Here is a 24,951-nt window from a genome sequence, read left to right as displayed (position 1 = left end):
CGGTCAGTCCGCCCCGAACGGGAACCCCGGGTCGTCGAACGGCAGGTTCTCCGGCAGCACCTGCTCCGGCACCACCTGCTCGGGCGGGGGAGCGGGCTCGTCCGGCGGCTCGGGCGGCTCGGGTGCGTCCGGCGGCGGGGCGGGGCCCTCCGGCGGAGGAGGTGGCGGGGGTGTCGGGTCGTCCAGCGGGATGCCGGCCGGCGAGAACGGGACGGCGGGCTGCGCCGACAGGATCGGCAGCATCGCGGCCCGCCAGATCGGTGCGGCCAGCCGGCCGCCGTAGCCGCCGAGGTCCTCGTTCCGCTTCGGGTTGAGCACCATCACGCTCGCCGCGAACTGAGGCGTGTAGCCGACGAAGGCGACGGAGTAGCGCTCCTGGCTGGTGCCGGTCTTGCCCGCGATCTGGTGGCCCGGGATCGCCGCCCGGGTGCCGGTGCCGATGGGCAGGGCGGTGTCGCCGACCAGGATCTGGTTGAGCGTGGTCGCGACGTCGGGCCGGACGACCTCCGGCGTGCAGGACGGGCCGGTGGGGAGCGGCGTCCCGTCCTCGCGGGTCAGCGGAGCCGCGTGACGGTCCAGGATCTCGGTGACCGGTACGGGTGCGCAGTGCGTCCCCGATGCCGCCAGCGTGGCGTAGGCGTTGGCCAGCGCCAGGGGGCTGGTCGCCTCGGCCCCGAGCGTGAAGGAGCCGCGGTTCTCCGCCACCACCTGATCGGCCACGGGGTCCAGCGAGAACAGTCCCATCCGCTGCGCCGTCCGGACCGGCGCCTCCACGCTGCCCAGCTGGTCCTCGAGGGCGACGAAGTAGGTGTTCGACGACCGGATCAGGGCCTCTGTCATGGTCAGCGTCGCCGGGTAGCTGCCGGCGTTGCGGACGGTGTACGGGTCGCGGCCGTTCTTGTAGACCCGGGAGACGTAGGGGTCGCCGGTGGTGATGGTGTGCCACGGCGGGATGCCGCGCTCCAGCGCGGCCGCGGCGACGAAGACCTTGTACGTCGACCCGGCGCCCTGGCTCGCGACGAGGTTCAGGTTGACCGACTCCTGGGTGGGGTCGGTGGCGTCGTACCCGAACCGCCGGTTGACGCTCAGCGCGAGGACCTTCCCCGTGCCGGGCTCCACCGCGGAGAACATGGCGGCCAGCGGGTCGTCGAGGGCGAGGCTGCTGAGGACAGCCTCGTCGCCGGAACGCTGCAGATCCGGCCGGAGGGTCGTCCGGATGGTCAGCCCGCCGGTCTCGAGCTGCGCCTGGCTGATGCCGAGCGTGCCGGTCAGGTGCCGTTGGAGGTAGTCGCAGAAGAAGGCGCCGATCAGCGCGTCGATGCACCCGTTGGGCGGCGGATCCGTGGGGCTCACCTGGACCGGCTGCCCGATCACCTCCGCGAGCTGTTGGTCGGTGATGTGGCCCAGGGCGTGCATGCGCTGCAGCACCTGGTCGCGCCGTTCCCGGGCCCCCTCCGGATTGGCGATCGGGTCGTCGTTCGCCGGGGTCTGCACCAGCCCCGCCAGCATCGCCGCCTGCGGCAGCGTGAGGTCGATCGCGTTCACCCCGAAGTACCGCAGCGCCGCGGCCTGGACGCCGTAGGCACCCCGGCCGAAGTAGACGATGTTCAGGTAGCGGGTGAGGATCTCCGGCTTCGAGTACTGCTGCTCCAGGGCGAGGGCGAGGCGCGCCTCCCGGAGCTTGCGGCCGAGGGTCTCCTCGGTGGCGGCCAGCCGCTCCTGGGGCGTCGTGGCCGTCTGCAGAAGGGTCTGCTTGACCAGCTGCTGGGTGATCGTCGAGCCGCCCTCCATGACGCTGCCGGCCATGAGGTTGCGGGCCAGGGCCCGGGCGGTGCCCTCGACGTCGAGCCCCCGGTGCTCGTAGAACCGCGAGTCCTCGATGTCGACGAGGGCCTGCTTCATCACCTCGGCGATGCCGTCCGGGCCCACCGGGGTCCGGTTGTGCCGGTAGAAGTGGGTGATCAGCGAGCCGTCGGCCGCGAGGACGACGGTGTTGCCCGGCGGCGTGCTGTCCGAGAGCTCGACCGGCAGTGGCGCCAGCAGGTCACCGTGCGAGCGGACGACCAGACCCGGGCCGAGCAGCCAGGGCAGCAGGAGGGCGGCGACGAGCGCGCCCGCGAGGGGCACGGCGACGAGCAGGAGCAACTGGGCGGCGTGCCACCGGGGACGGTCCCGTCCGGACATGGACCACCTCGCCCGACGCCACGGCTGCTGCCGTCGCCATGGTGGCGTGCGGTGTCGTTCCGGAACACCCTCTGGCGCGCCGAGTCTCGGCCACCGGCGTGTCGCCGCCGACCGGGCTGTCCCGGCGGCGCGTCGTCGCAGCCGCCGGGACGCCGGGGCTCAGGTGATCAGCGGACCGCGGGCATCTCGTGGGTGCCGGCGCCGGCCAGCGGCGACCACGCGTCGGGGTGCGGACGGCCGGCGTCGGCCACCCAGGAGGGGGCGGGGCCGGGGCGGCCCGGGGCGCGGGTGGTGGTCTGCGGCCGGCCGCTCAGGCTCACGATCAGGGCGAGGAGCACGAACAGTCCGATGAGGACACCGCCGATGACCAGGAGCGTGGAGAGCATGTACCGAAGGTAGGGGGCGGAACGATCCGTGTCAGCGATCCGGCGCGGCATAACTCGCCGAAGAATGGGGTCACGTTCCGCAGAGTTCGTCGCTTGACGGTGGGTGCCGTTCCTCGGGATGAGCAGAAGCCGCCATCCGTCGACGGTCTGCGTGCGCCGGAACGCGCGACCTCCCGTGTCGATCGGGCCGTGCGCTGGGTACATGGCCGCGGTGGCGACAGGTGGACGACTGGTGGGGGACCTCGCGCGCGGGGCGGGCAGGTTGGTGGCCGTGCCCCTCGGGGCCATCGCCCAGTGGCGCGGTGGCAAGCCGATGCATCCGAGAGGTGTGGTGTTCGACGCCGTCCTGGAGCGCCGCGGAAGCACGCCGGTGTGGGGCGTCCCCTGGCTGGACGCGCAGTCCAGCGACCAGGCGGTCGTGCGCCTCTCCCGCGGCGCAGGACTGCCGGCTCCCCTCCCCGACCTGCTGGGTCTGGCGGTCCGGCTGCCGGGGCCGGCGCCCGTGGATCTCCTGCTCTCCACCACCGGGCGCGGTCGGCTCACCCGGCTGGTGCCCGTCCCGCGGCGCGACACCGCCGCGGTGTACTCCTCGATCATGGGGTACCGCTCGGACGCCGGGACCTTGCGTCTGGCCGCCCTCCCCGAGGCCGACGGCGTGAGTTCCGACCCCGAGGAGCTCGCCGGGGACGTGTCCCGGCACAGCCTGCGGTTCACCCTCGCGGCGGCGCGTGGAACGGGGCCGTGGCAGCCGTTCGGCCGTCTGGTCCTGGTCGAGCCGGTGGCCGGCCTGGACCCCGACGTCATGTTCGACGCCGTCCAGAACCCGCCCCCGGGGCTGGCCCCGGACGGGCCGATGGCGCGTTTCCGGGCTCCGGCCTACGCCCGCGCGCGGGCGGCCCGGACAGGGACTACCCGGGCTCGCTGATCGCGGCCAGCCCTTCCTCCAGCGCCTGCCACGGGCCCAGCGCCGCGCCCGCTGCCCGTTGCCGCCGGTCCTCCTCCTCGCCCAGGGCGGAGCGCAGCGTCTGCTCGAAGCCGTCGGCCAGGGTGCGCAGCATCGGCCACACGGTGACCCCGACCTCGGCGCGCGCCGCGGTCGCCGCCCCCGAGAGCCGGGCGGCGGTGCGCGGGTCCCCCTGTGCGAGGCACACGGCGGCGAGCCCGTCGAGGCAGTAGGCGAGACCCTCCTGATCGCGCACCCGCCGGTGGACGGCGGCCGACTCGGTCAGCCGGCCGCGGGCCCCCGCGGCGTCCCCGGCCAGCAGGGCGTCGAGCGCCAGCTGGTCAAGCAGGGTCGCGACCAGGTGCTCGTCCCCGATCCCGCGGGCGAGCCGCAACCCCTCCTCGTGCGCGGCGACCGCGCCGGCGACGTCCCCGCTCAGCAGGGCGACGTCGCCCAGCGGCACCAGCCCGTAGACGACCGACCAGGTGTCGCCCGACCGGCGCAGCTCGGCCACCCCCTCGGCCAGCAGTGCCGGCAGCTGCGGGTCGTCGGGCGACCGGGTCATCGCGGACCCGGTGAGCGCGTGGCCGAGCAGCCACGGGTCGCCGCCGGAGCGCGCACCGGCCAGCAGCGCGTCGAACAGCGGCGCCGCCTCCTCCAGGCGGCCGAGTGCGATGCGGGTGGCGCCGCGGGCCCAGAGCAACCGACCGGCGGCCGCGGCGTCCAGCCGGGTCGCCGAGGGCAGGTCGGCGGTGGCATCGGCGATCTGGCCCATGGTGCCCAGCAGCCCTCGGGCCCACCACCAGCGCGCCAGGGGAGCGGCCAGACCCACCGCGAGGTCGGCGCGGTCGGCGGCGACCGACCAGCGCAGCGCCGCGAGCAGGTCCGGGGCCTCGGCCTCCAGCCGGGCCGCCCACAGCGCGCCCTCGGAGCCGACCAGCCCGTCCGCGGCGGCGGCGCTGACCTTCGCGAGGTGCACGGCCAGCCGCTCCCGGGTGGCGGACTCCTCGCCGCGCTCGCGCAGCCGCTCGGCGGCGAAGGCCCGGACCAGCTCCAGCATCCGGAAGCGGGGCTCTCCCTCACCGGTGTCGGTCGGGGTCACCAGGCTGTGCCCGACGAGGGAGGACAGGACATCGGCGACGTCGAGTGCGCCGTCGTCCGGACCGGCGAGGGCCTCGACGGTGTCCAGGGTGGCCCCGCCCGAGCACACCGACAGGCGGGCGAGGAGCGCCCGTTCCTGCTCGTCGAGCAGGTCGTGGCTCCAGGCGACGGTGGCGCGCAGCGTGCGCTGCCGGTCGGGGACGTCGGGCCCGGGACCGCGCACGTCCAGCGCGCTGTCGAGGCGGCGCAGCAGGGCGGCGGGCGGGAGCGTGCGCACCCGGGCGGCGACCAGCTCGATGGCCAGCGGGAGGCCCTCGAGGCGGCGCACGACCTCCGCGACGGCGTCCGCCGCGGCTGCGTCCAGCTCGAAGGCCGGATCGGCCTGCCGGGCCCGGGCGAGGAACAGCTCCACCGCCGGGGCGCCGGCGATGCCCTCCGCGTCACCGGCGCGGGGCAGGCCGAGCGGACCCAGGGGCACGTCGTGCTCGCCCCGGAGCCGCAGGATCCGTCGGCTGGTCACCAGCAACTGGGTGCCGGGGCAGCGGGCCAGCAGCTGCGCCAGGTCGGGGACGGCCCCGAGCACCTGCTCCAGGTTGTCGACGAGGAGGAGCACCCGGCTGCCGGCGAGCCGGTCGGCGACCCGCTCCAGCACCGGACGGCGGCCCTCGACGGGAACCCCGAGCGCGGCCGCCACCGCCGCCGGCACGTCGCCGGGGTCGCGGACCGACTGCAGGTCGACCAGCCGCACGGCGTCGCGTCCGTCGGCGAGCGCCTGGGCCGCGGCGAGGGCCAGCCGGGTCTTGCCGATCCCGCCGGGGCCGCTGATCGTCACCAGCCGCACCGCGGGGTCGTCCAGCAGCCCGGTCACCAGCGCCAGTTCCGCGCGCCGGTCGACGAGGGCGGTGGCCGGGGTGGGGAGCCACCCCGGCGCCGGCCCGGGCGGAGCCGCCGCCGAGTGGGCGAACCGCTCGGTGAGCAGGACCGCGAGGTCGTCGGCGACCCGCTCGGCCAGGTCGGCGGCGTCGTCGTACGGGGTCGTCGACGCGCCGCTCTCCGCCTGGATGCGGGTGATCAGGGCGTCGAGGCGCGGCTCGCGGCCGGGCGCGACGCGGCGCACGTACAGCAGCCGGGGACGGCCCGCCGACAGGTCGTACTCGTCCTCGAGCCCGGAGACGTCCATGTCCGGGGCGATCCAGCCGTACCGCTCGCCGTAGACCCCGACGAAGACGTCGCTCTGCTCGAGGTAGGCGCGGTACAGCTCCCGCGGCGGGTGGGCCCGGGCGCCGAGGTCGAACATGACGGGCGTGAGCCGTAGTCCGCGCACCGCTGCGCGCACCGCCGCGCGCTCGGGAGCGAGCTCCTCCAGGGTCGAGGAGACGAAGACCCGCAGCCGCCGGTCGGGCGTGGCGATCGGCTCCGGGGCATCGGCGGACCCGCGGGGATCTCCGGCCACGAGCCCTCCCGTCCGCCGCACGGCGCAGGCGGGAGTCTAGGGATCGCCCCCTGGGCCCGAAAGGCGATGACAGGCGGTTCTCGCGGTGGTGGAATGGCCGCGCTCGCAACCGCGCACGGGGGCCCGAAGTGCTCGGGAGGCCCCCTGTGACCGCTGCCCCGCCGCCCACTGCCCCGCCCCCCGATGCCCAGGCCGCTCGGCACCGTCCGCTGCTCACCGGCATGCGGACCCTGCTGGGAGCGTTCGCCGTCCTCACCGCGCTCGCCACCGGTGCCCTCTTCGTGCTCTCGGAGAACACCTCCGAGACGTTCGCGTGGACGATCCAGCCCCCGCTCACCGCGGCCTTCATCGGGGCGGGCTACGCGGCCGGTTTCGTCCTCGTCGTCCTGTCCCTCCGGGACCCGGTCTGGGCGCACAGCCGCGTCCCGGTGCTGACCATCCTCGTCTTCGTCGTCCTCACCCTCGGCGCCACGCTCCTCCACATCGAGCGGATGCACTTCGACGACGACTTCGGCGGCCTCGACGTGCTGGCGAAGGGGGCGGCGTGGTTCTGGCTGGTCGTCTACGTCCTCGTCCCGGTGGCGATGGCGGTGCTGCTGGTCCACCAGGAGCGGGCGCCGGGCGAGGACCCGCCGCCCCGGCACCCGGTGCCGGTGGTGCTGCGGGTCGCGCTGGCGGGGGAGTCGGCGGTGCTGCTGGCGGTCGGTTGCCTCCTCTACGCCGATCCGACCACGGTGGCCTGGGTGTGGCCGTGGGAGATGTCGCCGTTCACCGCACGCGTCGTCGCGGCCTGGCTGCTCGCCTTCGGCCTGGCGACGGCGCTGGCGGCGGTCGCGGTGGCCGGTGACCTGCGACGGCTGCGCACCGCGGCGATCGCCTACACGGTGTTCGGCGTGCTGGTCCTGGTGGCGGTGGCCCGGTACCCGGGCACGCTGCAGTGGGACCAGCCGGACGCCTGGATCTTCCTCGGTGTCGCCGTCGCCGTCGTGCTGACCGGGGCGGCGGGGTGGCGGGCCGCCTCGTTCCCCGCGGAGCACCGGCATGGCTGAGGAGCAGCGGGCCGCGCTCGTCGTCCTCACCCGGGACGACGAGGCGCGGGCGACCCTGACCGCCGAGCTCGAGCGCCGGTACGGCCGGGACCACACCGTCGTCGCCTGCGCCGTCCCGGGGGACCTCGCGCACGGGCCGGCCGTCCCGGTGGCGGCGCTTCTGGGCGGCCTGGGCGAGGCCGACCCCGACGGGCTGACGGTGCTGCGGGCGCTGCACCGCGAGCACCCCGGCGCCATGGCGGTGGCGGTCGTCCGGTGGGGGGCGTTCGACACCGCCCGCCCCATCTTCGAGGCCCTCACCCTCGGTCAGCTCGACCGGTGGCTCTACGTCCCGGAGGTCGTGGGTGACGCGGAGTTCCACCGCGGGGTCACCGAGATCCTCGAGGAGTGGTCGGCCCGGCAGGGGGGCGGCTTCGAGGCGGTCCGCATGATCGGCGACCGCTGGTCCGAGCGCGCCCAGCACCTGCGCGACACCTTCACCCGCAACCGCATCCCGCTCGGGTTCTACGAGGCCGGCTCCGCCGAGGGGACGGCGGTGCTCGAGGGGCTGCACCTGGAGGAGCCGCGGCTGCCGGTGGTGCAGCTGCGCTTCCGCCCCGAGCGGCCGGTGCTCGAGGACCCGAGCGACCTGGAGATCGCCGACGCGTTCGGCCTGCTCACCCCGCTGGACGGCGACGCGGTCCACGACCTCGTCGTGGTCGGTTCGGGGCCGGCCGGGCTCGGCGCGAGCGTGTACGCGGCGTCCGAGGGGCTGGCCACGCTGGTCCTGGAGCCGGAGGCCGTCGGCGGGCAGGCCGGCACGAGCTCGCTGATCCGCAACTACCCCGGCTTCCCGACCGGGATCAGCGGGAACCGGCTGGCGTTCAGCGCGTACCAGCAGGCGTGGGCCTTCGGCAGCACGTTCCACTTCATGCGCTCGGCCCAGTCGATCACCTCCGAGGACGGCCGGCTGCGTCTCACGCTGAGCGACGGCGCCTCGGTCCTCACCCGCACCGTCCTGGTCGCCACCGGCGCAAGCTGGCGGCGGATCGGCGTTCCCGAGCTCGAGGCCCTCACCGGGCGCGGCGTCTTCTACGGGGCGGCGGTCAGCGAGGCGCCGGCGATGCGCGGCCGGCAGGTTTTCGTCGTCGGCGGCGGCAATTCCGCCGGGCAGGCGGCCGTGCACCTGTCCCGGTACGCCGACCACGTCACCGTGCTCATCCGGCGGGCGTCGCTGGTCGAGACGATGTCGGACTACCTCATCCGGGAGCTCGACGCGCTGCCGAACGTCGACGTCCGTCCACGCGCGCAGGTGGTGGGCGGATCCGGTGGCGACTTCCTCGAGGGTCTCACGATCCGCGACCTGGACAGCGGCGCGGAGACGGTCGAGGCGGGGGTCCTGTTCGTGCTCATCGGCAGCGAACCCCGCACCGGCTGGCTCACCGGCACGCTGGCCACGGACCGGTGGGGTTTCCTGCTCACCGGCGCCGCCCTCCTGGGCGGCGAGACGGTTCCGGCCTGGCCGCTGGACCGTCCGCCGGCACTGCTCGAGACCAGTCTTCCGGGCGTGTTCGCGGCCGGCGACGTACGGTCGGGCTCGGTCAAGCGGGTGGCGTCAGCCGTGGGCGAGGGTGCTCTGGCGGTCACGCTGGTGCACGCCCACCTGGCCGCGACGGCGGGCGTCCGGAGCTGACCGTCCGGGACCGGTCACCCGATGGAGTCGGTCCGGGTTGGTGCGCGGCGGCGCTGGGTAGGCCCGAGGTCGACCGGCTCGAACACTCCTGGCCGGGCGCTGAGACCGTCGAGCAGCACTCGCGTTCGTACAACAGTGCTGTGACAGTGCTCGACCACACGAGGAGCCGAACGACGCCTGTGACGCCAGCAGACCCTCCAGAAACCGGGGGGCCGTCCTCCCGTGGCGGCCCCGTCCGTGTGGCGACGATCCCGTTCGCCGATCCCTACGTCGAGGCGGTCCTGCCGCCCGGCGTGGTGCGGGTCGGGCCGTCGGGGGAGCTGAGTCCGTGGCTGGACGTCTCCTACCTGGAGGCGCACGCCGGCGACCTGGACGTGCTGCACCTGCACACCGGCCCGGGTCACGTGGCCGCGGTCGCGGGCCAGTGCTGGTCGGAGACCGTGCGGCGTCTGGGCATCCCCCTCGTGGTCACGGTGCACAACCTGCACACGCCGGACGACGCGTGCCCCCGGGACAACGACATGGACGCCCACCTCACCGCCGTGCTGGCGACCGCCGAGGTGGTCTTCACCCTCACCCGTGGCGCGGCCGACGAGATCGCCGAGCGCTTCGGCCGGACGGCGATCGTCGTGGCGCACCCGGCGGTGGCCGTCGCCGACGCCGAGCTGGGCTCCGAGCGGGGCCTGGTGGGCCTCCGGCTCGGGCGGATCTCCGCGGCGGTGCCCGATCCCGGGGCGCTCGTGCGAGCGGCGCTGTCCGGCGCGGTGTCCGGCGGCGGTCGGCTGCGCGTCCTGGTCGACGCCGCGGACGAGCACCGGATCGGCAGTGCCGTGCGCAAGCTGGCCGCGTCCGGGGACATCGACCTGGTCGTCCACCCGGCCGAGGAATGGCCGGCGCAGCTGCAGCAGCTGCACGTGGCCGTGCTGCCCGAGCCCTGCGGGAGCCACTCCCGCGACCTCGAGACCTGCCGGGACGTGGGCACCCGGGTCGTGACGCCGAGCTGCGGGTGGTTCGCCGACCAGTGGTCCGACGTGGTGTCCTACGGCAAGCACGAACAGGGGCGCCTGGACCCGGTGTCCCTGACCGCCGCGATCGGTGCGGCGCTGACCCGGCCGATGCCACGACCGGCCGAGCGGGAGTGGCGGGAGGCGCAGCAAGCCGCGGTGCGGCAGGTGCACGCCGACGTCTACGCGCAGGTGGCGGCGGACCGCAGCTGGGTGTGAACGGCCCCGGTCGCCGGGTGGGCCCTGACACGATTCAGGCCGTTCCCGGGAGAGAACGGCCTGGTCGCAGTGGTGGGCAGGGGCGGGGTCGAACCGCCGACCTCTCACTTTTCAGGCGAGCGCTCGTACCAACTGAGCTACCTGCCCCTCCCGGTGTCTCCACCGGAGAGCGACCCTGACGGGACTCGAACCCGCGACCTCCGCCGTGACAGGGCGGCGCGCTAACCAACTGCGCTACAGGGCCTTGCTGTGTACTGCCGTGTTGCTGTGTGCTGCTGTCGTGCGTGCCCCCAACGGGGTTCGAACCCGTGCTACCGCCTTGAAAGGGCGGCGTCCTGGACCACTAGACGATGGGGGCTCGTAGTTCGCCGGGGGCGGAGGAAACAATACATGGCCCCGTGGCGCACCCCGGCGAGGGGGCCATCGGCTGCGAGACTTCGCCGCGTGAGCACTCGTCCCCGCACTGCCGCCGCCGTCCTGTCCGTCCTCCTCGCCGGGCCTCTCCTGCTCGCCGGTTGCGCGGACAAGGAGGGCACGTCGGAGGCCGGGTCGTCCTCGGCCGCGACCCAGGAGCCCGCGTCCGAGGGTGCGACGGAGACGGACCCGGAGGCCGCCCCGGGCGAGGACGGTGGCGACGACGCCCCGCCGTTCCTGGCCGACACCGAGTCCGACACGGAGTCGGCGTCAGCCGATGCGTCCGTGACCGTGAGCGACATCCGGATCGGCGGTCACGACGGCTTCGACCGCGTCGTCTTCGAGGTGGGCGGCACGGGCACCCCCGGCTGGGACGTCCAGTACGTGGACGCCGCCTCCTCGCAGGGCAGCGGCGAGGCGATCGACGTCGCCGGTGACGCCGTCCTGCAGGTCACGCTGACCGGGGCCGGGTACCCGTACGACACCGGCGTCGAGGAGTACGCGGGCGGGCCGCTCACCAGCGCCGCCAGCACCGTGGTCACCGAGGTCGTCTGGGACGCCACGTACGAGGGCACCTCGGTCGCCTTCATCGGCGCGACGACGGAGTACCCGTTCCGGGTCTACGCGCTGTCCGACCCGGCCCGGGTCGTCGTGGAGGTCGCCCACGCCGCGGGCTGACCCCCCGGCGTCACTGGAGGGACGCGGTGAGCTCGACCGAGTCGTCCTGGACGCTGGAGCACTCCAGCTCCAGCGGGCCGGCCGTGACCGTCTCCCCCTCACCGCAGGAGACGCTGGCCCCACCGACGCTCAGCGACGCCTTGCCGTCCTGGACACCGCCGAAGGACAGGGTGGTGCCGAGGATGTCGGCCTCGGCGCCCTCACCGGTCAGCGTCACCGAGCAGGAGCTCGTCGAGCAGCTCACCCCGTTGGCGGTGAACGAGCAGGCGGACAGCGGCAGCAGCAGCGCGCCCGCGATCAGCGGAGCTGCGATCCGGCGGGTCGTCGAGGTCGTCGAGGTCTTCCAGGTCGGAGCCATGCCCCGAGCCTAGGTGCGGGCCGTCACTCCGTCGGGGACGCCGGCGTGGCGCCCTCGGCCGTCTCCTCCTGCGCCACCGCGCGGCGCTGGATGGTCACCTCGGTCTCACCGAGCCCGCCGAGGGTGATCTCGTCGTACGCCTGAAGGCGGCCGGTCTCGGCGTCCAGGTACAGGACCGTGCAGGTCAGCGGCTCCGGGTACTCGCCCTGCAGGCCACGCAGGCCCGCGCCACCGGTGGAGCCCTGCACCATGAGCAGGGTCCCCTCGTCGAAGAACGCCACGCGCCGCTCGTGGGTGTGTCCGGCCAGGATCAGGGGGACGTCGCCGTCCAGGGGCCGCCCCTGCTTCGGGTCGTGGACCATCGTGACCGCGGGCGGCGAGGGGAGGTCCTCGACGACCTCCAGGAGCCGCTCCCCGGACGCGTGGAGCACGTCGTCGCCCGCGTCGTCGTCCCCGGTGTCCTTGTCCGGGGTGAACCGCGGGTCGGGGGTGCCGGCGATCTCGATGCCGGCGACGGTCACGGTCGAGTCGTCCAGCACCGTGGCGTTGGGCTGTGCGGCGACGAGCGCGGCGGTGGTCGCGGAGTCGTGGTTGCCGCGGATGAAGACGTAGGGCACGCCGAGGTCGCCGACGGAGGTGATCAGCCGGTTCTCCGGCTCGCTGCCCCAGTCGGTGATGTCGCCGGTGTCGAGCACGCCGTCCACCCGGAACTGCTCGACCACCTGCTCCACGAGGTCGAACCCGGAGGGGTTCAGGTGCAGGTCGGAGACGTGCAGGAGCACCACGCTGGCGCCGTCGCCCCCGGGCGCCGGCAGGGCCGAGAGCGCCGAGTACAGCGTGCCGACGTTCCCGACGATGTCCTCCAGCGATGCGCGGTAGGCGTCGAAGCGGGCGACGATGTCCTCGGCGCTGCCGATGAGGCTCGTCGCGTTGACCAGGAGGCCGCTGTACGTGGGCTGGGACAGCGCCTCCGGCCGCCAGGTGGCCGCGCCCACGCCACCGGTGCCGACCAGGACGACGGCGGTGATGGCCGCGGCGATGAGGGGCTCCCGGCGGCGCCGGGTGATGACCAGGCTGGTCAGGGCCGCTCCGGCGATCGCCAGCCCGGCCGTGGTCCAGACCAGCCGGACGACGGCCGACCGCAGGTCCGCCGTCACCTGGTCGACGACACCGGCCAGCCGCACGGGGTCGCTGGCCAGTGCCTGGGCGCGCCCCTGGTCGACCCGCTGCAACCCGACGTCCAAGCGCAGCGGGCCGTTGTAGACCTCCACGCCGATGGATCCGAGCGGGGGGACGGCGATCGTCGCGCCGCCGTCGTCCGGCCGGAAGGCGAGGGTGGCGTCGAACGGACCGATCGGCGCGGAGATCCGGCCGAAGAGGAGCACCGCGACGAGCGCCCCGGTGAGGGCGATGAGCACCCGCAACGCCCACCGCCCGCCCACGCGGGCGCGTCCGGGCCACGGGGAGGGGAGGGCCTCCGCTGGCTCGCTCACCGCGCTCACGTTACCGAGCGGGGACGGCCTCCGTCGGACGGAAGATCCAGCGGAGGGCGATGAACCGGATCAGCCCGATGAAGCCGGTGACGGCGGCGACCAGGGTGATCTGCAGGACGGCCGGGGCGCTGCCGGTCGCCGAGTCGAGCCAGCCGAGGGCGACGCTCGTGGCGACCAGCCCGAACAGCGAGACCCCGCCCGCCTCGAGCTGGGCGGTCAGCCAGCCGACCCGCTCGTCGGCGCGGAAGGTGAGCCGGCGGTGCAACTCGTTCGCGAGGACGGAGGACACGACCGTCCCGGCCACGTGCGCGGCCAGGTAGCCGAACCCCTGCAGGCCGAGGAACAGCAGCGCGTAGACCGCGGTCGAGGAGCCCCCCACGAGCACGAACCGGATGAACTGGCCCAGGGCGTCGTCGCGACGGACCTGGTCGGCCGCGGTGTGGGCCAGCTCGTGCGCGACGTCGCCGACCGAGTGCGCAGGGTCCTGCTCGAGGTCACCGAGGTCGTCGGTGGCCCCGGGCCGGCGGCGCAGCAGGGACGGGCAGGTCACGTCGTTCCTCTCGAGACGGGGAGCTGGGTCAAGGCTCCTCTCACGGCTAACCGTTGTCACGCGAAAACATGCCTGGTCACCCTGACAGTTACCTGTCTGTTGGATCACCATCGGCTGGACAAGGCCTGAGCTGGAGCGCGTCGTCCGCCGATCCCGCGGGTAGGGGAGCCGCCATGAGCCTCATGACCTTCCTGGAACGGGTTGCCGACGTCGACGCCATGGACAAGGTCATCGAGCCCGCCCGCAAGGCGGTCAACGCCGCCCTGCGCCCCCAGGCGTTCAAGGACCTGCTGCACGGGACGTGGCTCGGGCATGCGCTGCACCCGGTCCTCGTCCAGGTGCCGGTGGGCAGCTGGGTGTCGGCCGGCCTGCTGGACGCGATCCCGCCGCTGCGCCCCGCGGCCACGGTGCTCATCGGCACCGGCGTGGCGGCCGCGGTGCCGGCCGCGCTCACCGGGGCGGCGGACTGGTCGGAGCAGGACACCGGGGTGCGGCGGCTGGGTGCGCTGCACGCGGTGGCCAACACCGCCGCGCTCGGGCTCTACGTCGGCTCGTTGGTGGCCCGCGGCAAGGGGCACGGGACGCTCGGGCGGGTCCTGTCCTACGCGGGGCTGGGCCTGGCGACCGGGTCGGCCGCCGTCGGGGGCCACATGTCGTACGCGCAGTCATCGGGCGCCTCGCACTCGGCGACGGCGGCGCGGGCGCTCACCACCGACTGGATCGACCTCGGCCCGCTGGACGACCTGCCGGAGGGGCGCCCGGCCCTGCGCACCGGCAAGGGCAGCAGCGTCGCCGTCCCGCTCACCGCCGTCCGCAGGGGTGCGCGGGTCGACGTCTTCATCAGTGCCTGCTCGCACCTGTCCGGGCCGCTGCACGAGGGCACGGTCGAGTCCGTGCGTGGCAGCGAGTGCCTGGTGTGCCCGTGGCACGGGTCGGCGTTCGACCTCGACAGCGGCTCCCCGCGGCGCGGGCCGGCGGCCAACCCGCAGGAGAAGCTCGAGGTGCGCATGGAGGCCGGACGGGTGATGGCGCGGCTGCCCGGCCGCAACCGCTGACCCCGTTCCCGTCCTAGGCTCCGCCCGTGAGGCGGAGGCTGGCGGCGCTCGCCCTGGCGACGTGCGCTGCGTGCGGGACGACGCCACCGACCGCGGAGCCTCCGGCCGTTGCGTCCCCGGCGCCGGCGGTGGCGCCGGTCCCGGGAATGACGGCCGAGGCGGTGCGGCTGCGCACCGACGAGGCGATCGGCGGCCGGTTCCAGGTGCGCGTCACCAACACCGGTGACGCCGCCTTCTCCGTGACCGCGGTGGCGCTGGACTCGCCCGGCTTCGCCGCGGTCCCGGCCACGGCGGTGTCGGCGGAGTTCCCTCCTGGCCGGGTGATCGACCTGCCGACGCCCTACGGCGAGCCGGTGTGCCGGACGTCGCCCGCGCCGGTCGCGGCGCGGTTGACGGTGATCCGTCCCGGTGGCGCTGCGGAGGCCCTGGCCGTCCCGCTGGACGGGGACGCGCTCGACGTCGTCCACACGGAGGAGTGCGCGGCGCGCGCGGTCGCCGAGGTCGTGGACATCGCGGTCGCGGACCTGACGGACGACGGTGACGCCCTGGTCGGGGCGCTGACCCTGACCCGCAGGGACGGCGACGAGCCGGTGGTGGCCTCCACGCTGAGCCGCAGCGTCCTGGTGGAGGCCGGCGCGGAGGACCTGCCACTCGAGCTCGGGCCGGACGACGGAACGGTGACGACGCCGGTGACCTTCACGCCGTCCACCTGCGATCCACACGTCCTGTCGGAGACGAAGAAGCCCTACGTCTTCCCCCTGGGCGTGCAGGTGGGGGAGGCCGACCCGGTGCCGGTGGACCTGCCGCTGGACCAGGCGGCGCTGGATCGACTGGCCGCGCTCGTGCAGCGGGTCTGCGCCGGGCGGTGAGGGTCTGGAGTAGAAGCCGGCCCGACTGCCCCGGGGGGAACGGGTCAGCCGGGCCGGGGTCGCGCCCGCCGGGAGCGTCCACCGGCGGAAGAGTCGAGGTCGGGAGTGGGCGATCTGCTTCCCCGACCGGAGCGATGATCACGGTACGTAGCCGACCGTCGGCGGCAACATCCCCTGAACGGGTGCAACCCGGTCGGCAGCGGTGACACAGCGCACACGTGCCTCGGTTCGCTCTCGGGCCCGCTGGGGCACCGGAAGGAGATGTTCTTCCTCTTCTCCAACCGCCTGGGCTGTCTCGGCTCCCTGCTCCTGTCGGCGCTGCTGACCCTCGTGCTCCTGCTGGTGTTCGACGTGCTGTGACGCTCCGTGGTGCGGCCGGGCGTCTGGAACACTTCCGGGCGCAGGGCCTCTAGCTCAACTGGCAGAGCAGCGGACTTTTAATCCGCGGGTTGTGGGTTCGATCCCCACGGGGCCCACCCTTGCTGTGTGCGAGCTCGGCTGATCCTTGACGGATCGGGTTCGGCTGATGCTTGACACCGTCTCGGCTGATCGTTGACGCCGTCTCGGTTGATGCTTGACACCTCTCCCCGCTGGTTCTCGGCTGCTGGTCAGCCGAGGAGGTGGGCCGGTGTTCCGGGAGTGCAGCGTGGCCGAGCAGCGCTATCAGGCGGTGTTGGCGGTGATCGAGGACGGTTTGTCGGTCACGGAGGCGGCGGCCAAGGCCGGGGCGACCCGGCAGGCCCTGCACTCGTGGTCGTCCCGCTATGCCGGCGGCGGGCTGGAGGCGCTCGTCGATCGGTCGCACCGACCGCGGTCGTGCCCGCATCAGATGGATCCGTCGGTCGAGGTGCGGTGACCGAGCCGCGCGGGCTGCATCCGGGCTGGGTGCTGACCGGTTGCGGTATCGCCTCGAGCGGGAAGGGTGATGAGCCGCTGCCGAGCCGAGCGGCGATCGGGCGAGCTAGGACACGCTTCTTCGTTGCTCCCGCAAGGTATCGGGCGGATTACCCCGCGTGCGAGCGCGCAGGCTGTGGCTCCCCCGCCGGCCAGGGCCCACGCCGATACACCGAGCAAGCAGGCGCGAAGCCTTATCGTTTCGCGCACACCCAGCGCGCATTCTGTCCGCGTTGTAGGTTCGCGGAGTCGCTCTGGGGCGGGACACGGGGGCGATCCGTTGGCAGAGTCGAAAGCGGTGCCGTGGTGGACGCGCCTATGGAATGGAGCGTTGGCGCATCCGGGATGGACGGGTCTCGGAGTTCTCGTGGCAATAGCGGGCCTAGTTGCGACGCTTGTCGTGGGACAAGGGGACTCAAGCGAAATCACCGACTCCGGCAATTGTAATGTTCAAGGCTCCGATAATGACGTAAATTGCGAGTTCACCGAACAGCCAGATTCGATCGGGGCAGTCGAACTAGAGATTGACTGGGCCTATGGCACCTGGTTGTTTGATGGCCCATCGTCAGCATTGCCGACTCCGCCGGATTACCCCGTCTCCGAAGCCTATTATCATTGCGACGACTGGGCCGAATGGCTTCGAGAAACTCCTGGCATCTATGCCCTCGGGCCCGGAGGCACGCTGAGAATGGTGTCCGGCGTTGCTGACCAGGTGACCGTCACAAGCGTGCGAGCGCAGCCGTTCACACGTGACGCATTTCCCAGCGATGACTACACCCTAATCAGATGCAACTATGAGGCGGACGGCGGGCCGGGTCAAATCATCACGACGGATACTCGAACCCGCGAAACAACCATGCGTGATAACACCGGCGCTTCTCCCAATGCGGAATTCCCTATGCCGCCGGCCGTTGTGAAGCTCAACGGAATCGACTCTGCGGTGGCTTCCGTTGTAGTGCAGTCGGACCACTACCTGTACCAGGGCTCGATCATTGCGGAGTATGCCGTCAATGGCCAACGCAGCACGGTGTCGCTGGGCAACCCGAAAGCGCCGTATCGATGGGCCGGCGGTGACGTCTCTGACCTCGTCAACTCCGGCGATACATGGGATTGGAACCCCCGCGAGGACACTTGGGAGCAAGGCATCGATCTCGCGGCGATCTATCCGCGGTGAAATCGGTCCTGAGGACTTGGCGGTGGGGTCGAGTCACCACCTCCGCTGTCTTTTATTTCCGTCAGCCGATCCGGTACATCAAGCCCACGTGTGCCGTGACGGTGAACAGGTCACCGCCCCCGAGACGTCGCCCCAGGTCGGGAACGTCCACAGCCAGGTGAACAACCGCGCCAACCCGCCCGAGACCTTCCGCCATGTTGCCGACCTGCCGATTGACGGCTTCCTCCAACATCGCGCCGCCGGGCTGGCCCAGCAGCATGGAACCCGAGCGCACCTCCTAGACGGCTTTGAACCCACCGCGTTGATGTGTTGATCCGACTGCTGCTTGAGGATCGGCGTCGGGTGATAGGCGACAGTGCTCCGGCTGGGTGGTCGACAGCTTGTTCGGCTGAACTTGGACGCTCCCTCGATGAGGGAGTCGAGCGTGGCCGAGCAGCGCTGTACGGCGGTGACCGCCGCTGCGACTCGGGAACACGTCCGATTGCGTGGTGCTCGACGGGAGGACCGCCTTCGCCGGTCCTCCCGTCCCGGGGGATGTTCTCGCTGGTCCGTCCCGGGTAGTCGCAGCGCTTCGACCGTCCGCACCTGGACGTCGGTCCTCAACCGGGAGGTAGTCATGGCGGACAAGAGCGGCAAGGGCAGCGGTACGGCGAAGAAGGCCAACGCCAAGGCGAAGAAGGACGGCGAGAAGAACCCCCGCAAGAGCTCCGCCGCCCAGAGCGAGCTCGGCAAGAAGGGCGGGAAGAAGAGCACCAAGAAGTCCTGACCCGTCCCGTCGGCCGGGATCGCCAACGGGGCGCTGAACGCCGATGACTCCGCCCCGCCGCTGCGGTCGAACCTGCGAGCGACCACGCAGGGGGCCGACGGAGGGGGTGCTGGGCATGGCGGTGATCGAGGACGTCCGGCCGCTGGGCGCCGAGCTGGAGCGCTCCTACGAGGTCTACGTGCGCGGCCGGCTGAAGTTCCGGGTCAAGCAGATCGTCTACGTGGCGTTCTCCCTGGACGAGGCCGTCATGGGCTTCGCGTTCCCGAAGGAGGAACGGGTGGCGCTCGTCCTGCGCGACCCGCAGAAGTTCCAGCTGCCGGCGGAGTCCGACCTCCGCTTCCACTGGGTGCACGCCCGCCTGCCCGCACTGGACCCGACGGAAGCCCGCGAGCTCGTCGTCGACGCGTGGCGCATGGTCGTCCCCAAGAAGGTCTCCGCCGCCTACGACGTCACCCATCCCGACGGACCGGGCTGATACTCCTCACCGCGTCCGGAGCGTCCGGAACAGCAGCACGAGCGCCGCGAGTTGCAGGACGGCGACGACGGCGACCAGCGCCGGCACGGAGACGGCGGACAGCCATCCGGCGAGCGCCCCGCCGACGACGGCCGCGGCGCCCTGCACCGCGGCGAACATCCCGTAACCGGTGGCCCGGCGCCCGGCGGGGACCAGCCGGGCGACGAGCGCCTTGACCGTGGAGTCCTGCAGGCCGGTCGCCGCCCCCCAGACGAGCACGCCCAGCAGGGCCACCGCCCAGGACTCGGTGAACGCCAGCACCGGCACCACGGTCACCATGACCGGCAGCACGAGGAGCTCCCGCCCACCCCAGCGGTCGTGCACCCAGCCGAGGGCCAGCGCGGTCAGGCCAGCGGCGGCCATCGCCGCGGCGTACACCACCGGCACGGCCGCGGTGGGGAACACGTCGTCGGTGACCAGGTGGAACGAGATGACGCCGAAGGTGACCAGCCCGGCGGTGGTCAGCGCGGCGGAGGCGGCGAACAGCCAGAACGCGCGGGGCAGGTCCCGGCCGGCCCGGAGCAGCGACACCGTCGGCTGCGGCCCCGCCGCCCGGGCCTGCTCGCGCAGCGGATCGCCGGTGCGCCGCCGCAGCCAGAACAGGAGCGCGATCGAGGCCGCGCCGGGGACGGCGAGCAGGGCCAGGGCAGGCCAGAGCACGCCGGTGGTGGCCACGACGGCGGCCACCAGCAGCGGGCCCGCGAACGCGCCGATCTGGTCCAGGGCCTTGTGGACGCCGAACCCGCGGCCCAGCCCGACCGGCCCGGCGGCGTGCGCGAGCAGGGTGGACTTGGCCGGACTGCGCACCGCCTTGCCGGTCCGCTCGGCCAGCACCAGCAGGCACCCGACGGCCAGCCCGGCCGCGCCCAGGAACGGCGTCACCGCCAGCAACGGCACGCAGACGGCGGTCAGCGCGTAACCGGCGATCGTCATCGACCAGTAGCCGCCCGAGCGGTCCGCCCGGCTGCCGAAGGGCAGCCGCAGCACCAGCGCCAGCGCCTCGCCGGCACCGGTCACCAGCCCGACGAGAAGCGCCGAGGCGCCGAGCGAGGCCAGCAGCGGACCGGTGATCGAGCGGGCGCCCTCGTAGACCATGTCCGCGGCCAGGCTCACCACGCCGAAGCCGACCACCGCCCGCCACGGCGACCAGGCGGGTGGGGCGCTCCCGGGCTCGGGTCGTGATCGCGGCGGCTCGGCCGTCGGCGTCGGGCCGCCGGGATGCTGCGACACGGACTCGTCCTCTCCTGGCTGCGGCGGCCGGACGGCACCGCACGACGGCGCGAAGCCTAGAAGCAGCGGCAGCGACCTCCCGCACGTCGGCCCGGACCGGACGCTGGAGGTCCGGACGACGTTCCTTCGAGGGAGATATGCCGGGCAACGGCGTGTATCGATTGACTTTCGATAGACATCCGGTGAAAGTCGATCACATGACGCACCTGCGCCTCGTCGTCCTCCCCCTCCGGGTCCTGCTCGTGATCGTGTTCGCCGGTCTCCTGGCGGCGCAGATCTGGGCGGTGCCGGCGCTGCTGCCGGAGCTGGCCGATCCGTCGCTGGAGCAGTCGTTCATGCGGTGGACGATGCTCGCCGTCGCGATCCTCGGGCTGGCGTGCGTCCAGGTGGTCATCGTGTGCACCTGGAAACTGCTCAGCCTCGTCACCGCCGACCGCATCTTCAGCGCGGACGCCCTGCCGTGGGTGAACGCCATCGTGCGGGCGATTGTCGTCGGCTGGGTGATGCTCTTCGGCACGCTCGTCTGCGCCTACTACTTCATCGTCGACGAGGTCAGCGACGACCCGGTCCTACCGGCGCTGCTCCTGCTGCTGCTGCTCGTCGGCGCCGTCCTCGGGCTGCTCATGGTGGTCATGCGGGCGCTGCTGCGGCAGGCCACGACGCTGCGGGCCGACATGGAAGCGGTCATCTGATGCCGATCGTCGTGCGCATCGACGTCGAGCTGGCCCGCCGCAAGATGAGCGTGGGGGAGTTCGCCGAGCGCGTCGGGCTCACGCCGGCCAACGTCGCGGTGCTGAAGAACGGGCGGGCGAAGGCGGTTCGCTTCAGCACGCTGGAGGCCATGTGCCGGGTGCTCGAGTGCCAGCCCGGGGATCTCCTGGAATGGGTGGACGACGAGCAGGCCGCCGGCCGGCTCGACCACGAGGCGAGCCGATGATCGAGGTCCGCGGGCTCACCAAGCGCTACGGCGACGTCCTGGCCGTCGACGACCTGAGCTTCGACGTCGCGCCGGGCACGGTGACCGGCTTCCTGGGGCCGAACGGTGCGGGCAAGTCGACGACGATGCGGATGGTCCTCGGCCTGGACCGGCCCACCTCCGGAACGGCGCTGGTGAACGGGCGACCGTTCGCATCGCTCGCCGAACCGCTCCGGGAGGTCGGTGCGCTGCTCGACCCCGGCTCGGTGCACCCGGGCCGCACCGGGCGCAGCCACCTGCGGATCGCGGCCCGGTCCAACGGCATCCCGCAGCGGCGGGTGGACGAGGTGATCGACCAGGTCGGCCTGGGCCGGGCGGCACGCCGCCGGATCAGGGGCTACTCCCTCGGCATGCGGCAGCGTCTCGGGATCGCCGCGGCGCTGCTCGGGAACCCGCGCGTCCTGTTGTTCGACGAGCCGGTCAACGGGCTCGACCTCGACGGGGTCCGCTGGATCCGGGGGCTGCTGCGCCGGCTCGCCGACGAGGGGCGAACAGTCCTCGTCTCCAGCCACCTGCTCAGCGAGATGCAGCAGACCGCCGACCGCCTGGTGGTGATCGGCCGGGGCCGCCTGATCGCGGACGCGACCACGGAGGAGATCCTGCGCGGCCTGGGCAACGGCCGGGTCCGGGTCCGGAGCTCCCGGTCGGAGGAGCTGCTCGCCGGCCTGCGCGACCGCGGACTCGCGGCCACGCGGACGGATGTGGACGAGCTGGAGATCGAGGACGGCACCGCGCACGACGTGGGCGAGGTGGCCAACGCATTGCGCATCCCGCTGCACCACCTGTCCGACGTGGCCCAGTCCCTGGAGGACGCCTACCTCGCCCTGACCGGCAGCAGCGTCCAGTTCGCCGGCTCGGAGCCGGTCGCGGAGGTGGCCCGGTGACGGCGACCGCGCACGACATCTCCGCCGGGCGCGTGTTCGCCCGCACCTGCGCCGCCGAGTGGACGCGCCTGTGGTCGGTCCGGGCCGGTCGGTGGTTCGCCGCCGCGGCCGCCGTGGTGATGGTCGGGATCGGCACGATCGCCGGCTCCGAGGCCGACCCGACGGCGGTCCGGAGCGAGCCGGCGTGGATGGCCTCCACGGTCACGGCCATGCCGGCCCAGTTCGCGCTGCTGGCGCTGGCTCTCACGGTCGTGACGTCGGATTACGCCACCGGCGGCATCGTCCCCACCCTGCAGTGGACGCCCCGCCGCACGCTCCTCGGACTGGCCCGGACGGCCGTGGCGATGACGGCGGCGACGGGCCTCGCCGTCCTGCTGGCGCTGGCCTCGGCTCTCGCTGCCTACCTGGCGGCCGGGCAGGCGCTCGATCTGCCCTGGAACGCGGGCCTCGACGCGCTCGGCACGGTCGCCCTCGTCGTCGCCGGCGGGTCGGCCCTCGCCGTCGGGCTCGGGTTCCTGCTGCGCAGCACCGCGGGCGCGCTCGTGGCGGTCTTCCTGCTCATGCTGGTGCTCCCGTTCCTGCTGCCGGTGTTCGGCTACTCGTGGATGTCGGCGGTCGCCGCGGTGCTGCCGGGCTCCGGCGCCGCCTTCCTCCTGATCGGCGAGGTGCCCGGCATGACGACGGCGTCGTCGGTCACGGCACTGCTGGGCTGGGCCGGCGGAGCGCTCCTGCTGGGCTGGCTCCGGCTGGCCCGGGACGACGCGAACCGGTGACGGCGGCCCTGTCCTCGGAGACCGTGGACGTGCTGGTCGTCGGTGCCGGGCTCGCCGGCCTGCACACCGCGACCGTCCTGGCCGAGCGGGGGCACGACGTGCTCCTGGCCGAACGCCGGCCGCACCTCGCCGGCGCCATCCGCACCACCGGGATCTTCGTCCGCAAGACGCTCGACGACTTCCCGTTGCCGCCCGACTGCCTCGGACCCCCGATCCGCCGGGTTGTCCTGTACCCGCCGAGCCTGCGCCGCCCGGTGACGCTGGACAGCGACCGCGACGAGTACCGGGTGGGCGACATGGCGCCGCTGTACGAGGGCGCTGCCCGGGCCGCGGTCGGGGCGGGCGTCCGGCTGGCGCTGGGGACGCGCTACGTGGGCCGGCGCGCCGACATCTACGCGCTGGACGGGCCGGCGGGTCCGACCCGGGTCCGTGCCCGGTACGTCGTCGGCGCGGACGGGGCGCGCTCACGGGTCGCCCGCGACCTCGCCCTCGACCGCAACGAGCACCTCCTGGTCGGCGGTGAGGAGGTCTTCGAGGTCGCGGGCAACGACGGGCCGCCGGCGTTCCACTGCGTCCTCGACCCCACCCTCGCGCCCGGCTACCTGGCCTGGGTCGTCAACGACGGGCGGCACGCGCACGTGGGCGTGGCCGGCTACGCCGACCGGTTCCCCGACGGGCTGCGGCGGGCCGTGCAGCGGTTCGCCGCCTCGGCTCCCGGGCTGACCGGCACCGACCGACCCGAAGAGGTCGAGCGGCGTGGCGGCCCCATCCCCGTCGGCGGACTGCTGCGCCGGATCAGCTGCCCCCGGGGCCTGCTCGTCGGCGATGCGGCCGGTGCGGTCTCCCCGCTCACCGCGGGCGGCCTCGACCCGTGCCTGCGGCTGTCGGCACTGGCTGCCGACGTGCTCGACGACGCCCTCCGCGCCGGGCGGGCCACCGCGCTCGAGCACTACGACGGGGCAGCGCTGCGGGCGTCGTTCCGGGGGAGGCTGGCACTGCGCCGCGGCCTGGCGCAGGTGCGCACCCCGGCCGTCGCCGCGGCGGCGTTCGCGGCGCTGCGTACCCCGGTCGGGCGCGCCGCCGCCCGCCGCATCCTCTTCGGCGACCGGTCCTTCCCCGACGCCGCCTGACCCGCCCGCGGGGCCGGCCGCGACGCGCCGAGGGAGGGGGAGTCCGGGACGTCGCCGACGGCTCAAGGAGAGGGATGCACGCTCGTGAGCGGCTTCTTTGTCGACTTGTGGGCGGTTGCCGGGGTGGGTCACCGGCCACGGCGGGGGCCGTTCGCAACGATTCGGGAACGCGCGCGACTCGCCCTGTCGCGACACCCCGGGCCACCCCTCGCGGCCACCTACCTTCTCCTTACACCGCGCACACGGATGGGCGTGGTGGCCGGGCACTTCCCCAGCCCGGCGGCGTCCAAGGAGTGGTTGTTCGTGAGCGTTCTTCCCAGTGGTGGGCTTGCCCTCGGTACCGTCAGCCAGGGCTGGTGGTTGGTCGTCGACGAGGAGACCGGTCCCGGTCGGATCGTCGCCGGGCCGTTCCCGGACCGCGCCGAGGCGCGATGGGCCGAGTCGGCCCGGACCTCCGACGTCCGGGAGGTCGTCCGCACGGTCTACGGCACGCGGCGGAACGACGGCGGGCTGAGCCAGCGGCCGTCTCCTCAGGACTGGACGTGGCTGGCCCATCTGGGTGACCAGCTCGACCGGCTCGTCGCCGACTGGGACGCCACGATCTCCGACGAGGACCCGCTCACGACTCTGGTCGTCGAGGTGGCGGGCGCCCTCGCCGAGGCGGGGCTGCCGCTGCACGACGTCTCCGGACCCGGCAGCGAGGTCGGTGGGGCCTGCCTGAGCCCCGAGCCGGGGCTCGGCGGGGTCCTCGTGACGTGGCGGCAGCACGACCGGATGACCGTCGAGCAGGTGGCGGGCGCCACGGTGGACGCGGTCGGGCAGCAGGTGATGAACGCGGCGCTGGCCGAGCTCCTCCGCCTCCGCGGGTTCCAGGTGTCGGCGTTCGGCGGTGGCAGCGGCTCGCTCGTCCGGCCGGCCCTCTGACCGGAGCGGGGGCCCGGGCAGGGGACCCGGTCGCCGCGGGGGAGCTGCCCTACGACGTCAGGATCCGCCGCCGAGCCGGTGGCCCACCGCGGGCGGGACGACGAGCGGCCGGCGGCCGCGCAGTCGCGCCGGCAGGCGCGGGCCCGCAGGGGCGGGGAAGGACGAGCTCGAGCGGTCGGGATGGGCGGTCCTGTCGGTCACGGCTCTCCTCGGTGCTGCGGCGGAGCCCTGAGGATTGTCGAGGGGTCTGACAGTTTC

Annotated in this window: 26 protein-coding genes and 4 tRNA genes; 18 read left to right on the top strand and 12 right to left on the bottom strand. The window is 73.6% G+C overall.

The window, feature by feature from the left end; genetic code table 11:
- Positions 1-3 precede the first annotated feature (3 nt).
- Entirely contained in the window at positions 4-2,184 is a 2,181-nt protein-coding gene (locus CRP30_RS03885; RefSeq protein WP_097182592.1) for a transglycosylase domain-containing protein, read from the bottom strand.
- A gap of 167 nt (positions 2,185-2,351) precedes the next feature.
- Complete coding sequence (locus tag CRP30_RS03880) at positions 2,352-2,570, bottom strand: hypothetical protein (protein WP_097182591.1); 219 nt, start codon at positions 2,568-2,570, stop codon at positions 2,352-2,354.
- 202 nt (positions 2,571-2,772) lie between these two features.
- Between CRP30_RS03880 and CRP30_RS03875 the strand changes: the two genes are divergently transcribed.
- Complete coding sequence (locus tag CRP30_RS03875; protein WP_235003148.1) at positions 2,773-3,495, top strand: phosphodiesterase; 723 nt, start codon at positions 2,773-2,775, stop codon at positions 3,493-3,495.
- On the opposite strand, the gene CRP30_RS03870 is transcribed toward CRP30_RS03875, so the two are convergent.
- Positions 3,479-6,067: an ATP-binding protein gene (locus tag CRP30_RS03870; RefSeq protein ID WP_159961501.1), complete on the bottom strand. Its 2,589-nt coding sequence runs from the start codon at positions 6,065-6,067 to the stop codon at positions 3,479-3,481. The two genes, CRP30_RS03875 and CRP30_RS03870, sit on opposite strands and share 17 nt — an antisense overlap.
- A 146-nt stretch (positions 6,068-6,213) precedes the next feature.
- On the opposite strand from CRP30_RS03870, the gene CRP30_RS03865 reads away from it, so the two are divergent.
- The 3 genes from CRP30_RS03865 to CRP30_RS03855 all read left to right on the top strand — a co-directional run bounded on the left by CRP30_RS03865 (position 6,214) and on the right by CRP30_RS03855 (position 10,011).
- Complete coding sequence (locus CRP30_RS03865; RefSeq protein ID WP_097182588.1) at positions 6,214-7,116, top strand: hypothetical protein; 903 nt, start codon at positions 6,214-6,216, stop codon at positions 7,114-7,116.
- A complete protein-coding gene (locus tag CRP30_RS03860) occupies positions 7,109-8,788 on the top strand; it encodes an NAD(P)/FAD-dependent oxidoreductase (protein ID WP_097182587.1) in 1,680 nt (559 codons plus the stop codon). Before CRP30_RS03865 ends, CRP30_RS03860 begins: the two co-directional genes overlap by 8 nt.
- Before the next feature lie 239 nt (positions 8,789-9,027).
- Positions 9,028-10,011: a glycosyltransferase gene (locus CRP30_RS03855; RefSeq protein ID WP_097182586.1), complete on the top strand. Its 984-nt coding sequence runs from the start codon at positions 9,028-9,030 to the stop codon at positions 10,009-10,011.
- A gap of 70 nt (positions 10,012-10,081) precedes the next feature.
- Here CRP30_RS03855 and CRP30_RS03850 read toward each other — a convergent pair.
- The 3 genes from CRP30_RS03850 to CRP30_RS03840 form a co-directional block, all read right to left on the bottom strand.
- Positions 10,082-10,158: transfer RNA gene (locus CRP30_RS03850), tRNA-Phe, on the bottom strand.
- Between the two features lie 23 nt (positions 10,159-10,181).
- A tRNA-Asp gene (locus tag CRP30_RS03845) sits at positions 10,182-10,255 on the bottom strand.
- A 41-nt stretch (positions 10,256-10,296) separates the two neighbouring features.
- Positions 10,297-10,369 (bottom strand) — tRNA-Glu (locus tag CRP30_RS03840).
- Between the two features lie 86 nt (positions 10,370-10,455).
- Here CRP30_RS03840 and CRP30_RS03835 point away from each other — a divergent pair.
- The gene (locus CRP30_RS03835) at positions 10,456-11,103 is read left to right on the top strand and encodes an AMIN-like domain-containing (lipo)protein (RefSeq protein WP_097182585.1); all 648 of its coding nucleotides are present in this window, start codon (positions 10,456-10,458) and stop codon (positions 11,101-11,103) included.
- A 10-nt stretch (positions 11,104-11,113) separates the two neighbouring features.
- Here the strand turns inward: CRP30_RS03835 and CRP30_RS03830 are convergent, their stop codons facing one another.
- From CRP30_RS03830 to CRP30_RS03820, 3 genes are read right to left on the bottom strand one after another with little or no spacing between them, the layout of a single operon-like run.
- Positions 11,114-11,461, bottom strand: coding sequence for a hypothetical protein (locus tag CRP30_RS03830; RefSeq protein WP_097182584.1), 348 nt, complete (start codon positions 11,459-11,461; stop codon positions 11,114-11,116).
- Between the two features lie 23 nt (positions 11,462-11,484).
- Positions 11,485-12,954: a metallophosphoesterase gene (locus CRP30_RS03825; protein WP_097183115.1), complete on the bottom strand. Its 1,470-nt coding sequence runs from the start codon at positions 12,952-12,954 to the stop codon at positions 11,485-11,487.
- Between the two features lie 10 nt (positions 12,955-12,964).
- Positions 12,965-13,504: a GtrA family protein gene (locus tag CRP30_RS03820; RefSeq protein ID WP_235003147.1), complete on the bottom strand. Its 540-nt coding sequence runs from the start codon at positions 13,502-13,504 to the stop codon at positions 12,965-12,967.
- A 173-nt stretch (positions 13,505-13,677) separates the two neighbouring features.
- Between CRP30_RS03820 and CRP30_RS03815 the strand changes: the two genes are divergently transcribed.
- From CRP30_RS03815 to CRP30_RS22220, 5 genes are all read left to right on the top strand, one after another.
- Complete coding sequence (locus tag CRP30_RS03815; protein ID WP_097182582.1) at positions 13,678-14,559, top strand: Rieske (2Fe-2S) protein; 882 nt, start codon at positions 13,678-13,680, stop codon at positions 14,557-14,559.
- A gap of 146 nt (positions 14,560-14,705) precedes the next feature.
- Positions 14,706-15,428: a hypothetical protein gene (locus CRP30_RS03810; RefSeq protein ID WP_097182581.1), complete on the top strand. Its 723-nt coding sequence runs from the start codon at positions 14,706-14,708 to the stop codon at positions 15,426-15,428.
- Positions 15,429-15,831: 403 nt separating this feature from the next.
- Positions 15,832-15,904: transfer RNA gene (locus CRP30_RS03805), tRNA-Lys, on the top strand.
- A gap of 170 nt (positions 15,905-16,074) precedes the next feature.
- A complete protein-coding gene (locus tag CRP30_RS03800; RefSeq protein ID WP_439647017.1) occupies positions 16,075-16,284 on the top strand; it encodes a helix-turn-helix domain-containing protein in 210 nt (69 codons plus the stop codon).
- A gap of 405 nt (positions 16,285-16,689) precedes the next feature.
- Entirely contained in the window at positions 16,690-17,496 is an 807-nt protein-coding gene (locus CRP30_RS22220; protein ID WP_143278393.1) for a hypothetical protein, read from the top strand.
- 61 nt (positions 17,497-17,557) lie between these two features.
- On the opposite strand, the gene CRP30_RS03790 is transcribed toward CRP30_RS22220, so the two are convergent.
- On the bottom strand, positions 17,558-17,755 hold the full coding sequence (locus CRP30_RS03790) for a hypothetical protein (RefSeq protein ID WP_097182579.1): 198 nt from the start codon (positions 17,753-17,755) through the stop codon (positions 17,558-17,560).
- 357 nt (positions 17,756-18,112) lie between these two features.
- On the opposite strand from CRP30_RS03790, the gene CRP30_RS22665 reads away from it, so the two are divergent.
- Positions 18,113-18,262: a hypothetical protein gene (locus tag CRP30_RS22665; RefSeq protein ID WP_200814520.1), complete on the top strand. Its 150-nt coding sequence runs from the start codon at positions 18,113-18,115 to the stop codon at positions 18,260-18,262.
- Positions 18,263-18,377: 115 nt separating this feature from the next.
- On the top strand, positions 18,378-18,737 hold the full coding sequence (locus CRP30_RS03785; RefSeq protein ID WP_097183114.1) for an MmcQ/YjbR family DNA-binding protein: 360 nt from the start codon (positions 18,378-18,380) through the stop codon (positions 18,735-18,737).
- A gap of 6 nt (positions 18,738-18,743) precedes the next feature.
- On the opposite strand, the gene CRP30_RS03780 is transcribed toward CRP30_RS03785, so the two are convergent.
- Positions 18,744-20,006, bottom strand: a complete 1,263-nt coding sequence (locus CRP30_RS03780) for an MFS transporter (protein ID WP_200814519.1) — start codon at positions 20,004-20,006, stop codon at positions 18,744-18,746.
- Between the two features lie 197 nt (positions 20,007-20,203).
- Here CRP30_RS03780 and CRP30_RS03775 point away from each other — a divergent pair, with 197 nt between their 5' ends.
- The 6 genes from CRP30_RS03775 to CRP30_RS03750 all read left to right on the top strand — a co-directional run bounded on the left by CRP30_RS03775 (position 20,204) and on the right by CRP30_RS03750 (position 24,693).
- Positions 20,204-20,698: a DUF2975 domain-containing protein gene (locus CRP30_RS03775; protein ID WP_097182578.1), complete on the top strand. Its 495-nt coding sequence runs from the start codon at positions 20,204-20,206 to the stop codon at positions 20,696-20,698.
- Positions 20,698-20,943 carry a helix-turn-helix domain-containing protein gene (locus CRP30_RS03770; protein WP_097182577.1) on the top strand — a complete coding sequence of 82 codons (246 nt, stop codon included), beginning with the start codon at positions 20,698-20,700 and terminating at the stop codon, positions 20,941-20,943. The genes CRP30_RS03775 and CRP30_RS03770 overlap by 1 nt, the downstream gene beginning before the upstream one ends.
- On the top strand, positions 20,940-21,866 hold the full coding sequence (locus tag CRP30_RS03765) for an ABC transporter ATP-binding protein (RefSeq protein WP_097182576.1): 927 nt from the start codon (positions 20,940-20,942) through the stop codon (positions 21,864-21,866). The genes CRP30_RS03770 and CRP30_RS03765 overlap by 4 nt, the downstream gene beginning before the upstream one ends.
- Complete coding sequence (locus CRP30_RS03760) at positions 21,863-22,639, top strand: hypothetical protein (protein WP_097182575.1); 777 nt, start codon at positions 21,863-21,865, stop codon at positions 22,637-22,639. The genes CRP30_RS03765 and CRP30_RS03760 overlap by 4 nt, the downstream gene beginning before the upstream one ends.
- A complete protein-coding gene (locus CRP30_RS03755) occupies positions 22,636-23,769 on the top strand; it encodes an FAD-dependent oxidoreductase (protein WP_097182574.1) in 1,134 nt (377 codons plus the stop codon). Before CRP30_RS03760 ends, CRP30_RS03755 begins: the two co-directional genes overlap by 4 nt.
- A gap of 303 nt (positions 23,770-24,072) precedes the next feature.
- The gene (locus CRP30_RS03750) at positions 24,073-24,693 is read left to right on the top strand and encodes an aldehyde dehydrogenase (RefSeq protein WP_143278392.1); all 621 of its coding nucleotides are present in this window, start codon (positions 24,073-24,075) and stop codon (positions 24,691-24,693) included.
- Positions 24,694-24,750: 57 nt separating this feature from the next.
- On the opposite strand, the gene CRP30_RS22400 is transcribed toward CRP30_RS03750, so the two are convergent.
- Positions 24,751-24,894, bottom strand: coding sequence for a hypothetical protein (locus tag CRP30_RS22400; RefSeq protein ID WP_159961498.1), 144 nt, complete (start codon positions 24,892-24,894; stop codon positions 24,751-24,753).
- Positions 24,895-24,951 lie beyond the last annotated feature (57 nt).

It is taken from the genome of Blastococcus haudaquaticus, from assembly GCF_900230285.1.
GTDB lineage: Bacteria > Actinomycetota > Actinomycetes > Mycobacteriales > Geodermatophilaceae > Blastococcus_B > Blastococcus_B haudaquaticus.
This window is presented reverse-complemented; position numbering and strand designations above follow the sequence as displayed.

Bases quoted from the DNA above. Each gene is read 5' to 3' on its own strand.
- CRP30_RS03765 (WP_097182576.1), top strand. From the start codon at position 20,940: ATGATCGAGGTCCGCGGGCTCACCAAGCGCTACGGCGACGTCCTGGCC.
- CRP30_RS22665 (WP_200814520.1), top strand. From the start codon at position 18,113: ATGGCGGACAAGAGCGGCAAGGGCAGCGGTACGGCGAAGAAGGCCAAC.
- CRP30_RS03885 (WP_097182592.1), bottom strand. From the start codon at position 2,184: ATGTCCGGACGGGACCGTCCCCGGTGGCACGCCGCCCAGTTGCTCCTG.
- CRP30_RS03785 (WP_097183114.1), top strand. From the start codon at position 18,378: ATGGCGGTGATCGAGGACGTCCGGCCGCTGGGCGCCGAGCTGGAGCGC.
- CRP30_RS03880 (WP_097182591.1), bottom strand. From the start codon at position 2,570: ATGCTCTCCACGCTCCTGGTCATCGGCGGTGTCCTCATCGGACTGTTC.
- CRP30_RS03790 (WP_097182579.1), bottom strand. From the start codon at position 17,755: ATGCTGCTGGGCCAGCCCGGCGGCGCGATGTTGGAGGAAGCCGTCAAT.
- CRP30_RS03830 (WP_097182584.1), bottom strand. From the start codon at position 11,461: ATGGCTCCGACCTGGAAGACCTCGACGACCTCGACGACCCGCCGGATC.
- CRP30_RS03810 (WP_097182581.1), top strand. From the start codon at position 14,706: ATGACGGCCGAGGCGGTGCGGCTGCGCACCGACGAGGCGATCGGCGGC.
- CRP30_RS03775 (WP_097182578.1), top strand. From the start codon at position 20,204: ATGACGCACCTGCGCCTCGTCGTCCTCCCCCTCCGGGTCCTGCTCGTG.
- CRP30_RS03860 (WP_097182587.1), top strand. From the start codon at position 7,109: ATGGCTGAGGAGCAGCGGGCCGCGCTCGTCGTCCTCACCCGGGACGAC.
- CRP30_RS03875 (WP_235003148.1), top strand. From the start codon at position 2,773: ATGGCCGCGGTGGCGACAGGTGGACGACTGGTGGGGGACCTCGCGCGC.
- CRP30_RS03770 (WP_097182577.1), top strand. From the start codon at position 20,698: ATGCCGATCGTCGTGCGCATCGACGTCGAGCTGGCCCGCCGCAAGATG.
- CRP30_RS03815 (WP_097182582.1), top strand. From the start codon at position 13,678: ATGAGCCTCATGACCTTCCTGGAACGGGTTGCCGACGTCGACGCCATG.